Source organism: Pseudoalteromonas aurantia 208, from assembly GCF_014858725.1.
Classification (GTDB): domain Bacteria; phylum Pseudomonadota; class Gammaproteobacteria; order Enterobacterales; family Alteromonadaceae; genus Pseudoalteromonas; species Pseudoalteromonas aurantia.
Map to the genome: position 1 here is coordinate 1,675,283 of NZ_AQGV01000012.1, position 13,206 is coordinate 1,688,488.

General features: G+C 37.6%; 8 protein-coding genes. 6 read left to right on the forward strand and 2 right to left on the reverse strand.

What is annotated here, in order from left to right; genetic code table 11:
- Positions 1–47 precede the first annotated feature (47 nt).
- From PAUR_RS11070 to PAUR_RS11090, 5 genes are all read left to right on the forward strand, one after another.
- The gene (locus PAUR_RS11070) at positions 48–2,180 is read left to right on the forward strand and encodes a winged helix-turn-helix domain-containing protein (RefSeq protein ID WP_192507812.1); all 2,133 of its coding nucleotides are present in this window, start codon (positions 48–50) and stop codon (positions 2,178–2,180) included.
- 542 nt (positions 2,181–2,722) lie between these two features.
- Positions 2,723–5,323, forward strand: a complete 2,601-nt coding sequence (locus PAUR_RS11075) for a GEVED domain-containing protein (protein WP_192507813.1) — start codon at positions 2,723–2,725, stop codon at positions 5,321–5,323.
- Between the two features lie 75 nt (positions 5,324–5,398).
- Complete coding sequence (locus PAUR_RS11080; RefSeq protein ID WP_192507814.1) at positions 5,399–5,998, forward strand: hypothetical protein; 600 nt, start codon at positions 5,399–5,401, stop codon at positions 5,996–5,998.
- A 511-nt stretch (positions 5,999–6,509) separates the two neighbouring features.
- Positions 6,510–7,520 (forward strand): tetratricopeptide repeat protein, encoded by a 1,011-nt coding sequence (locus PAUR_RS11085; protein ID WP_192507815.1) that lies wholly within the window; start codon positions 6,510–6,512, stop codon positions 7,518–7,520.
- A 174-nt stretch (positions 7,521–7,694) separates the two neighbouring features.
- A complete protein-coding gene (locus tag PAUR_RS11090) occupies positions 7,695–9,245 on the forward strand; it encodes an NAD(P)-binding domain-containing protein (RefSeq protein WP_192507816.1) in 1,551 nt (516 codons plus the stop codon).
- A gap of 79 nt (positions 9,246–9,324) precedes the next feature.
- Here the strand turns inward: PAUR_RS11090 and PAUR_RS11095 are convergent, their stop codons facing one another.
- Positions 9,325–10,815: a hypothetical protein gene (locus PAUR_RS11095; RefSeq protein ID WP_192507817.1), complete on the reverse strand. Its 1,491-nt coding sequence runs from the start codon at positions 10,813–10,815 to the stop codon at positions 9,325–9,327.
- Positions 10,816–11,493: 678 nt separating this feature from the next.
- On the opposite strand from PAUR_RS11095, the gene PAUR_RS11100 reads away from it, so the two are divergent.
- Positions 11,494–12,183, forward strand: a complete 690-nt coding sequence (locus PAUR_RS11100; RefSeq protein WP_192507818.1) for a hypothetical protein — start codon at positions 11,494–11,496, stop codon at positions 12,181–12,183.
- A gap of 170 nt (positions 12,184–12,353) precedes the next feature.
- Here PAUR_RS11100 and PAUR_RS11105 read toward each other — a convergent pair whose 3' ends face one another.
- Positions 12,354–12,809, reverse strand: coding sequence for a hypothetical protein (locus PAUR_RS11105; protein WP_192507819.1), 456 nt, complete (start codon positions 12,807–12,809; stop codon positions 12,354–12,356).
- Positions 12,810–13,206 lie beyond the last annotated feature (397 nt).

Here is a 13,206-nt window from a genome sequence, read left to right on the forward strand (position 1 = left end):
ATCTAAAACCCCAAGAATTAATTTGTATTAGCTAACAAGTAATAATTATGATTGATATCGAAAAACCTTTTAAACTCGAAAACATTACTGTCCACCCTAAAACTGATGAGCTGAGTTATTGTGGAAAAACCATTGCAATCAAGTCGATGGCTATGAAAGTGATCTGCTACTTTGCAAAAAACAAAGATATTGTCATTAGTCGAGACTGTTTACGTAATGACCTATGGCAAAACCCCACGACATCAAATCATACGATTAATAACCATATCTATAGCTTGCGACAATCACTTGCTCAACTCGATGATCAAACAAAGTTTTTTCATACTGTCACAGGCACTAAAAATGGTTATCGATTACTCGCTGACGTTACGCAAGAAACAATTCAACCAATATCATCTAGTACAGGTTTAAACGCATCAAAATTAAGTGATGAAAGAGCACATAATAAAAATAAATTAAATAAAACAAAATTACGTTCATTGATTTTACCATCATTTTTAATTGTAACTTGTATTATTATATTCCTTTCTCAAGAGACTAAGTTCTATAACCACGCTACTGCACTCACTAGCCACGCGGGTCAAGAACAAAACCCTGCGATCAGCCTAGATGGTGATATAATCATTTATGCCAATCGGACACGTAGACCTTTTACTTGGGAGCTCTATGCCAGTAAAGTCCAAACCCCTTTGCAGCCGACTAAAGTATTTAGTTCTATGGCAAACCATGATAATTTTGTCAGTATTTCTCCTAACAAAAAATACATCGCGTTTATCCGTTATGCAAAAGGTGCCGAAGGCATCTATATTGCAAACTTTAACGCTGATAGTTTAACTGCGCATAACGAAAAATTAACCATTCCGCTTAGTGCAGTTAATTCAACACCTGCTATCAGTTGGCTCAATAACAGTCAATTTTTTTATACCGCAAAAAAAACCGCTTTAGCACCGTTAAAAATCTATTTATACGACTTAGCAACCAACCGCTCGGAGCAAGTTACCTCTCCACCAATCAATACCGTTGGTGATTTTGCAGTTGTTGTTTCCCCTGATAGAAACTGGTTAGCGATAATGCGTGCAGATAATTTACATGGCTATCAATTATATTTATATCATCTCAGTACAAAAACCTTAATGAAAACGCAAGTCACAAATACAGAACAGCGATTAAACATTAGCTTTAGTGATGATAGCCTAAAGGTATATTTTGTTGACCAGCAAGGTTTTTTATCCAGTTATGATATAAAAAAGAAAATTATAACAAAAATATCAGCACAACAGCATATGGGATATTGGCCTTTAAAAGTCCCTGGTAAAGAGCAATTTATAATGCAAGAAGATTGGGGACTATCCCCATTGACAGCTCAGATAATTAAAACTAATAACCCAAGAGTCGGTGGTGATGGTGCTTCGGAAGTGGTCGTCAACAACGGCTTATCAATTGCGGCGGTTGAAGGTATCGCCAATGGAGGTCTCATTTTTGCCTCGGTAAAACCTAATCAACAAATTGAGATCTGGAAATATCAACACGGTAAAGTATTTAAATTAAATGAATTTCACGAAACCATAGAGTATCGTGAACCATTAAACCTACATTGGTCAAAGAATACCAATACAGCTTTACTTTCCATAAATAAAACTTGTCGAATAATAGATATCGACTCAGGTAAAGACACACCGCTCTGCCCAGACAATGAAAATATTTATGCTGGAAGGTTTAGTTATGATGGCCAATCAATTTTTTTGGCCAGCTTTGATAACTCTAATGCAATTGAAATTGGTGTAAGCGGTTATCCAGTTAATCATATTCCAGAGTTAGGCTCAGTGAATTCCATTCACCAAAACAGTGATGGTAGTTTCTATTACAGCAAAGAACCAAGCTTTGATATTTATCACTTCAACCCCACAACAGGAGAAAACACCCAAATAGTTAAGCGAACTTTTGTCTATCACCGCTACTCTGGCAATGACTTTGTTGTGACTGCAAAGGGAATTTACTATATGGATAGAATCGCAGTTACCAAAAATAGCATTTACTACTATGACTTTTCCAGCAAAAAAAGTGAGTATATCATTGATAGTAAGGGAAATTACCCTTCCCTTGTAATTAGCGAAGATGAACGTTTTATATATTTAATAGAGTCAACAAATCACGACAGTAAATTATTATTGATTGAATAACTCAAAACAAAAAATAATACTTTACAATTTTGCATGATATAATGTGGTACTGGGTTAATATAGCAATAAAGACAATATAGAACACAATAATTCCAACACCACACTCCCCACCTTTCAAAATACAACCACATTTACCTTTTAACTCAAATGCAAATATAATTACATTAAGAGCTCCTAAACCCACCACCCACACTGAAAAAACAACCCCTCCGATTAAAATACATAATAACTTATAATTAATTATCTTTTTATCTCTTTTTAATAAAAAGTCAAAAACCACCACCCAAATTATGAGACTTAGAAAATTAAAAATTTAATTATATAAAGCAACAAGATAAGAACACCACACTTAACATCATTACAAAAATAAATATTAAGAAATATCACGATAGAAAAATCATGTATTTTCTGTGACGGCCGACACATTTACAAATAAAACCTACTCACTATATATTGTGAATGGTCGAAAACAGGCCTTTGAATTGAAACAACCGATAGATAAATGAAACTTTAAAATAATATGAAAGGTAATAAATATAAAAATGAAGAAATTTAACAATGGTATACCTGCCATATCCATCATTTCCGCTATAATGGCTTTTTCTTTCCCAGTTCAAGCTGAAACACTGCTTGAAGCGGGAAAAATGAAAGTACCACTTATATTAGCCAATTTTAGCGACACAAAAACAACAACAACACCTTCTCAAATAGAAAATAAACTTTTTAACAGTGAGCATGATGTAAGCGCTTATTTTGACGAAGTCAGTTACGGTAATTTCGATGTTATCGGGACTGCTTTTGATTGGGTTCAACTACCTCAAAAACATGATTTTTATGGAACAAATGATGCCGATAACAATGACTGGGATACTAACTACGTTCAGTTAGGTAAAGATTCTATCGCAGCATCTGATGCGTTGATTGACTTCTCAAAATTCGATGCTAACAGTGATTGTATTGTCGATTCTGTTGCTGTTGTATATCAAGGGTATGCTGAGAACGACCCAGGTACCGATGAAGGGCTACCAACTGACATTTGGCCCATCAATATGGCACTTAAAAATGAGCCCACGAACGACCGCTGTACCTCAGATACAACTCGCTTCATGACAGTTGAACGCTTGACTTTAATTCCAGAATTGAGAAGCGACAACACCGATGGCCTAACCCCCATTGGCTTACTCACTCATGAGTTGGTTCATAGTGGTTTTGGAAACCGACTCGGCGGTAGTTGGTTCCCTGATTTATATGGTTCGGGCAATCACAAAGGGATAAGCCGTTGGGGACTAATGGGTATAGGTAACCATTTAAGTTCGATTCCTTATCGCACCCCTGACGGTAAAAGAAATCCAAATTATGTCGCTGACAACTACTCTCGCCCAGCGCACGCGACAGCCTTTACTAAAGTGCTAATGAATTGGGTTGAACCGATTGAGCTATCTGCTGGCGACAGCATTAAAAACGCTCAAATTCATGCAGCTTCCACCAATAATCCGACCATTTATAAACTTACCAATCCCAAAAATCCTGAAGAATATTATCTTATTGAAAATCGCTATCAAGATGCCGATAGTTTCGATGCTGGCATAGAAACATCAGGTTTAGCAATTTGGCATATAGATGAAGGCTCGTGGTCTACCGCAACTAAAAAAGGGTGCTCTTTCCCTGATAACCCAATAGATGCAGCAACAAAAGGAACTTGTGATAAATTTGCTCATTCCGTCATTGCATTAGTTCAAGCCGACAACTTATGGGAATTGCAAAAAGGTAAAGGTGCAAATCAAGGTGATTTATATTCAAACCGCATTGCCGGTATTTCAACTTCAACCTACCCTAGCACGCGATTTTATGACTTTTCTGAAAGTGGTTTAGCCATTACCAATATTAGTGCTTCGGGGCCAATTATGACGGCAGACATTAATGTGTCTTTCCCGAATATGGACCAACCTATTTTTTGTGCCGATGAAAAAGCTTATACCAGAGGACCCAGTGAAGTAACGCTTAACATTAAAAACACGTCGACCGATAAAACTGTTGGGTTTTACTGGTTAAATGAAGAAGGAAAAAGATATCCTGACTTCGCATTACGCGCCCCTTATGCGTGGCTTACACCTGACTCTGCTCCTTATAACGCAACAGATTTTAAATCGGGTGATAAAATTGTTTTAGTTGACCAAAGTGATAATTGTTTAGCCGTTACCACTCTAGGAAATGCTGGCACAGACGTTGAAATTCGAAGCGATGGGGGTTATGCAAACAATGTTAAAATATTTGATCTTGGAGATGATTTACCAAAAGATTACGCTGTGCCCGCACAAAACAACACTAATTGGGAGCATATAGATAATATTAGCCTTGCTAATGTTGCACATTCTAGTGGTGACGATGCAGGTTATGGCGATTATTCGGCATTGGCCCCCTTTGAAATCGCTCAGGGCGACAGCATTAGTATGAGTGCATCAGGTAAAAGCAAAGAGAATTGGCTAGTATGGGTTGATTTAAATAATGACTTCGAATTTAGTAACGATGAACTTGTTTATCAAAGTGACGTTAAATCCAACGACGTGAGTGGTACTCTATCCAATCTTAGCGCTGCTGTGGGCATTACCACGCGTATGCGTATTGCTATGTCCTATCGTACACCAACTGCTATCGGTGGGTTTGATGGGGAAATTGAAGATTACACAGTCACAATTATTGATAATTCTACTGGCTGTACCCCCGACTGTGACACTGTTACCTATGCAGAACCAGAAAAAAACAATACTCACTGGGAGCATATTGATAGTGTAAAGATTAATATGACCACCCACTTAAGTGGTGATGATGGTGGCTATGGTGATTATTCTCACAAACCGGCTATAACTATTTCGCAAAATGACGAGATCAGTTTAAGCGCATCAGGAAATAAAAATGAGCGTTGGGTTGTTTGGGTTGATTTAAATAGTGATGGACAGTTCAGTGATGATGAAGTTACTTATCAAAGCCCTAATAAGTCTAATGACGTCTCTGGTAGATTAGAGAACCTAACGGATGCAATGGGTTTAACAACACGTATGCGTATCGCCATGTCATACCGTACACCCACAGCCACTGGTGGGTTTGAAGGCGAAATTGAAGACTATACGGTCACCATTGAATAATTGCTCTCTACGACTAAAGCCCAGTTAATAGGGCTCTAGTCGTAGCTCTTTACACTATACTTACTCGGGAAATAAATGATGACTCGTCAAGCAGTACTCACCACAGCCGTCATTATTGTGGCTATCGGTATAATAACTTTCAGCTTTTATCCAAAGCATGGCCGCACTAAATTAATCGATCACCCTCCTTTAGTTACCAGCACCAATAAAGAATATAAAAAGACAATAAATGACAATCAAACATCTAGTGAAAAAGTAGTCGTTCATCAACATAATCATCAACAAGTTCGCCATTCATATCAAGATAAAAAGCGACAAGTGAGTGGCACAAATGAAAGCCTCAGCGTTGCTCGCGCTCAACCTGAACCCTATGAGAATATAGGCCTATCACAACAGCAAATAAAAGCCTATCAAAGTATAGTAAAAGCCCATGTTCAACAACGCAGGGATTTAGAAAGTAATAAATATCAAACGTCCCCTGAGCAGTATAGAAATACATTTTCTCAATTAACAAGCAACTATCAAAATCAGTTGCAAGGTTTAATGAGCGAAGAGCAATTAAAGCAATACCAGGAAAACATTAGCCACTACAATCGAAGCCATACTTTCCCGACAAAACAGCACGATGATAGCAAAAAAGACAGAAATGTAATGCATGCTAGAACTGCAAATTAAAAAGGGAAAGAGTTTTCTTACATTGAAGAAAGCAGACTTGATTAAGTTTGCTTTGGTTGTAGTAAATAAACCCAGATGAAATTAAAACAATAAATTCTTTTATCTCGTTTAATTAAGTCAACAGATGCTATGCAACTATGGTTAATACACACACCAAAACTATAGAAACACACTTCGCTATCCGTTACTTAGGACTTGAACGCAAAGCGACTATTTAAAAAGAACATCAGTCATTTAAAAGCCCAAATACTGCAACAATTAAGAGGAGTAAAGATCCAACACTGGGGGTTTCTAGACACCCTAATGCCTGCCAGGGTGCACAACATGTAACTGTATGTATATAAAATAAATAATATCTGTGGGAATGCCATTTACAGCATTCCCTTATTAGCCACAGGGTAAATATCTAGTTACAACTTCAATACTCGGCCTTCGCTCCGACGCTTCTTTGAATATTCTCCCACAACACTCTATAGTTTTAGTTCGGCCTATATGCTAACGGAACTTGCCAATGAAGATGTTTTGCTTTGTCATTTTGTTGTTATTTTTAAAAGACGTAACCGCACAAAGCACCAATGACAAGCTAAAAGAAGCGAAAGATTACTTAACGGTAAATCCCGCTCACTCACTCACAATTCTTCAGGCAATACCTAATATCAACGCGCTGTCAGTAAATCAGCAAATACAATGGCACATTATTACCATGCGCGCATCAGTACCAACAGATAACCCCGACATGCTTATTGACTCTTTAGAAGCTATTTTTTATCACTATCAACACCCTTACTTTATTGAAAACATCACTACAATCACCAGTGCTTTAGGTATCTGGTTGCGTAAAAATAACCACCTTATTGAGGCACAAACAAGCTTAGAATGCTCCTACAAGCATGCCAAAAATGATCGACAAAAATTAACATTAACAAATAGTTTAGCGCTTGTCGCTCGCCATATAGGTGACCTAGACACCGCAAAAGCACTCTATAATGAAGCAAAAAAAATAGCAAAGCTCACTCAACGCGATAATGTATTAGCCATAATAGAAAATAATCAAGGCATGATTGCGCTGGAAGAAGGTAACATCGCTTTAGCTGAACAACATTTTAGACTTGCCTTAGTTGGGTATCAGAACCTAGATAAACGCTCAGGTCAAATATCCGCTGGCTTGAATTTATTATTTACTTTCTTAATACAGCAAGAGTTAGTTAATTTTCAACGGTTATATAGCCCCACAAAAAACTTAACCAATGGCTTTTCAAGTGTTGCAAAGCAAGCACTATTGCTTTGGTTACATACTCGGTTTTTACAATTACAAGGCGAGCCCATAACCGCTAAAGAACAACGCCAGCTCAAAATTGCTTATTCACATATTAAAGGTCCAAAGCTAAAAATGTTAATTAATAAGTATTTAGCTCCAGCGCTTGACTTTAAACACATGGAAGATCCAACCACAACACAAATTATGTTTAATCGGCCTTGGTTTAAGCATGTAAAACTATGCAACTGGGTTGACTCCCTTTAAAAGTATTTAAAATCAAAATCTTAATAAGTTATGTTTGTAAGCCCCTCACCATACCTGAACCCAAAACAGCAATAAATGTTATTTATATGTGAAATTTATTGGTTAAATATTTGTAAATGTAATATTCTTATTTACAATGCTTATTTCAACTGTCGCTGAAAGTGGTTACTTTTTATGGATAAAATGCAGCAAACAGATTCTATATTATATGATGTGTGTATCGTAGGCGCCGGATGGTCTGGTTTGATGGCATGTAAATATGCTTTAGAAAACGGACTGTCTGTTATTGTATTTGAGCAAAGATCCCATTTAGGGGGTATATGGAATTATAGCCAAGACCCTAATGTCGTCTCGGTTGAAGCATCAACGGTCATCCCCTCACCTGCTTACTTGACTGAAGCCAGTGATTTTTATCTTTCTCCAACGTCTGAGACTTTTCTTCACCAAAGCCAAATTATTAAATATCTTAATGATTACGCAAGACACTTTAATTTATTACCTCATATCAAGTTCAATGAAACAGTGATTCACACCACGAATGGAAATAACTGGTTAGTCACCACCCAATCTGCCACCATCAAAGCAAAAAACTTAGTTGTATCCGGTGGAGCCAATGCGATAACGCCGTCACGACCAAGAGAACTTCGAGACTTTGAAGGTAAGGTTGAGCATTTAGGTCATATCAAAGAGTATAAAAACCACCGTATGTATTCAAAAGAACAGGTTTTATTATACGGAAATGAAGGGCTGGCTATTGATACTTTAAAGTTTTTAGCGACATCAGTGCATACATTAACGTGTTCTATACCAAAGCAATATAATAGTTTCTCAGCCACAAATCTAACACAAGCAGATGACAACATTTCCTTGCATCAAGAAATCCACGCATGTGCGCCAAAAAAAGCGTCTCAATACTCTACAGACACCTTATTGAGGTGGCTAAATACCGCGACTTCAACACTCAAGTTATGGATCAATAAATGCCAATATACATCACTGTTAAAAAAAACAACAGCCATACCTAAGTACGATACAAACATAAATTGTAAAGATGCGATACACAGCTCCATTGGGCAATCTGTCAAATTCTATTCCGGTGAAACCCGTTACTTTGATCGAATAATATTATGTACTGGGTACACCTATCAATTGTCTTTCCTCCCTAAAAAGTATGCCTATAAGGCGCGAAACCAATGTTATAAATCGGTGTTTGATTGCCAAGACCCATCTCTTATTTTTATTGGCTCTGTACGCCCCTGTGTAGGCACATTACCACTTATCAGTGAATTACAATGTCGATGGGCTTTTAAAATACTCAGCGGAAAGAAATATTTACCAAGTCTACCTAGGATGCAAAACCAAATTAATCTCGATAATCAGTTTTGGTCACGCTATATCAACCGCCAAGCAAATTCTGACACACTCGTCGAACCATACACTTACTGTAAGCAAATAGCGCACTTATCGGGAGATAACCCTGATTATCGTAAACTATTTATTCAAAGCCCCTATGCCTTTGTAACAACCTGCTTGTCACCAATAAGTAGCGCCCACTTTGCGATAAAAGATAAAAAAACTCGAGATAGCGCAATTGCACAAATTTGTGCCCGAAGACGGGCAAGAGGAGGATTATTTTTACTCTGCACTATTTTTAGAAAAATAATACATCATAAATGGCAAGTCGAGCTTTCAACAAAAAGAGCAACCAAAAATCACTCTCCTTAATTCATTCATTGTGACATGCTAAAAATAGGCCTTACGTAAAGTTCGACACATATTTTTAGCATACCTTTTTAGTGCACCATTAGTTAAGCACTCCGTTATGTAAGTCTATTTTAATTACTTCGCCGTCGTCACAGGTTTGTGCTTCGCTATACTTACATGCTGTCAATTGATCGCGGGAAAAAGACAACATCTTAAAATGCGTTGTCACATGCTCAGTGACGATAGATAGTACGCTATTCGCGACACTATAAGTGCCTAACTCGCTATTACTATGCATACTACGCACCGTATAATGGATTTTACCATCAGGCTGTGTTTGGGCAATAAATCGTAACTTGTCACTCCCTTGCTCATTATTAAATGTCAACGTAGCATGATCAAGCCAGCTATGTGAAAACTGCTCCACCCCATGAGCAGGGTCGAATTCGACCACGCTCACTGACGCATTATTCAGCTTTAACGGGCTCATTGGTTCAAATTCTGAAATAACCCCATTTTCCATGTAAAATGTGTTACCTTCCTTTGCGATAAGACGATGGGTAAATTTACATGCCAAGTAACACGTATCATCGGGGCAATCGACTACCGAGCCGAGTTCTGGGTGAGTCAGTTTAAATCTTAAAAAAGTCCCGTTGTCTGTTAACTCCCAGCGAGAGCCTGGATGCACAATATTGGGGACTGTGATGTTATCTGCATAATGATCATATTGGCGACTACCTAAATGCCAACTACCGACAATTGAATCTAAATCAAATACCTCTACTTGTTGCTCAATAAACATGCCTCGGCGTGTATGCCACTTAACACCACTACCTTGACTTACATTGGCAACAAATTCCATCCCCACGCTGCCAACCGGGTTGGTTTGCCAAAAGGTATACTTTATTTTCTTTCCATTTATATATGCTTTTATAATCAACTTATTGTTTTTAATGCGCCACTTAAATGGGGCTTTTTCGCCATTAAAAAACGTAAATTCCCCCTGTTTTTTACTGATGAAGTGAGCACTCGCCGAGGCCAAATCAGAAAAATAAGGCTGTTCTGGGTATGTAAGCAGTTCAACCCCATCAACAGTCCATTTTTTGCCTACCAAATCAAGGTGCCAACCCGCCAAGTCTTGTTTTTCTAATAAAGTGACACTCGACTGTTCAGTAAATGTTTCAATCACATCATTGGAACTATCGTCAACCACATTATGATGCCTAATACTTTGATAAATAGAGCCATTCTGATGTATTAGCTGAACTTGAGTCAGCTCTATCCGAATAACAGAGTTGGGCGCGTTTTCAAAGCGAGACACGATCATCGGCTGATCAAATTTTATCACGGTGCCATCGGCCGCTTGTTCCCAGTTAATACGTGAACGAGTCTGTTGCTTTAAAATGCCCTTACCGTTTCTTTTTAGTGTTAACTGTGTGGCAGTATACCGATTGTCATTATCTAAAATGATATAATTGGCGGGATATACCTCTTTTTTTATTTTTATAGCAGCCTTAACCTGAAAAGTCGCAATAATAAAGACGACTGCAACCATTAACGCATACGTAATAAAACCTCTATTCATATTCATCGCAATTCCTTTGTTTGATTATTATTGTGCATAAACACTATGCGACACTATTTTGAAAAATTCAACACCATGAAAAACAAGAAATTATAAATCTGGAGTTAACAATTAAAAAAACAATCAACTAATCTGCATTAATATACAACACATATCATGCTTATGATTATTGGTGTAATAATAACTTTCATCGCAATAACTTTTCATTACTGACATTTGCTGCCGTAGATTACAGTACATAATCGCATGAAAGTTAAATTTTTATATCTCACGACTTGAACTATTCATTGCGCTACATGATTCAATTCCATATTTTGATTTATTCATTAATATACCCATGAATCATTGTAAAAATACTTAACCTCAGGTTTGGATAAGGGTTTTGGAATAGAAAATGTTTTGCAAACAAACTTACGTACAATCCAATGATGATATTTTGTTCAATATCAAGGCGCTTTTATGCAGTAATAGCGGGCTATTACAAATGAAAGCAACGCCGAGAGTGAGAAAAATAGCTTTATTGATCAAATTCGCTTATCCAGAGCTGAGGTTACTTATAAAGAGTGGTCATTCATCCTCGATATTGCATATTTACTGTGATATATAAACAGCAAATGTCATTTTTCTTGATACAGCTTAACCATCCTAAGGTTTTGGTTAATGGCTATTTTATATAGGTAAATCATGAGTGTAGAGCAAGATTTGGCGAAACTTCGTCGCTTAAATAGTATCGTCAGTGGGCCACTAAAATTCATCATAAGTGAAGTCTTAGAAGTAACACCTTTAGTCGTAGAGTGGATAAACGTGCAAACAAGTGGCTCGGCCGTGTGTCGTTACAAAACAGACAATACACGGCAATATGAGGTACGTTACCAGTTCGGTAATATTGGAAATTTAGTCCACGAGTTAACCCATGTTGCGGTGAATGAATCATACAGGCTCGACTTTATTAATTATCCAAACTGGGCAACAATTGACCTGCCCAATCGAGACCTTGATATACTTGGCAGATGTAAAAATGAAGACTTACGCCAAACCAAGCAAATGAGCCAAGCCATGAATAGCGCAAAAAGCGATACGCTGATGCGTTTAAAAGGATGGACAGATGCTGCGTCAGAGCTATCTGCGATACAAAAAACGGAGATTTCGAATAAATTAGTCTATGGTATGATCAACCCGCATAAAGAAAGCGACACCGTACTCAACCAAGTTTTGGTTTGGCTATTTGAATGGGGCTTCCCAATCACTGGGCAACACGTTAATAAACCGATTGTGAATGCCCTATATGAAGAGCTAAGTACCGCTGTGAAATTAGCATACTTAGAAAGAGAAAAAGGCAAACGGTACGTGCGAATGAACATGCCAACAGTGTAAAAAGTGCTAGAAGTTATCACTCTTAAAATAAAGTAAGAAGAGGTTATCCCTACTAAACGCTAGGATATACCCTCTGCTTTTCACTTTCATCTCGTGCTATCAGCTATTAGAACAACCAAAATCGCCTCGGTGCTCACCTATACCCATTCATTGCAAAGCCTACCTATAGGCTAATCAATTTTTACTGCTGCAACCTCTTTTGACTCGCATAAAAAAGACGTAAGCTGGGGAACCTCAGGCTCCTCAACTTCTATATAAAGTGCTAGAAGGTTTTCTTTGTCTTGTGTCACATCTTGGCACTGCAAGTAATGTTGCAATAGCTCTGCGCCAGCTAAACCAGACACCCACATGGAGAACAATAAGGAAATCAACGTGAGAAGCAAAAACACACTAAGCGATAGATTAAACGTTAATGATAATGCCGACACAACAACCAAAGCCGACAGTAAGGTGTAACACTCCACTTTAACAATATTCAAGACACTTTTTGTGATCCAAGTGTGCAAAGGGTGCGGCTTTTTGCCACACAATGCAGATATGTCTTCTGTACGCGCAAACGCCTCTATTTGCTGCTGAGCTTTAAGGAAAGCATGATAATCTTGACTGGTGATTAAATAATGAAGCATATTTTATTCTCCAAAATTGCATTTAACCAGTAATACGAAGCCAAATTCGTTTTAGGTCAATATTAATACGGCTCTGCCAAAAATAGTGTGAGGCGACAATGCTCAAAGCACAGAGAATTAATTATTAATACTTGATTTTAAATAAGTAAACCGCCACTCATACTTTCTCCTAAACTTTCATTACTTAACGTCTATAATGTACGGTATAACATACCGCCTATTGTTAGTTATAAGTGTAATATAGGAACAAGCATGTCTATCACCGATGTTGTAAGCCTAGCGCTGTAGTAAAAGAAAACCAGCACGCACTCGCTGGCTTTCTTTATTTTTATCTAATACTGTCTTTAAAACAAATGCTCAACTCATTGTTGTCCGTTGGTATGTGTAAAAATCAAAT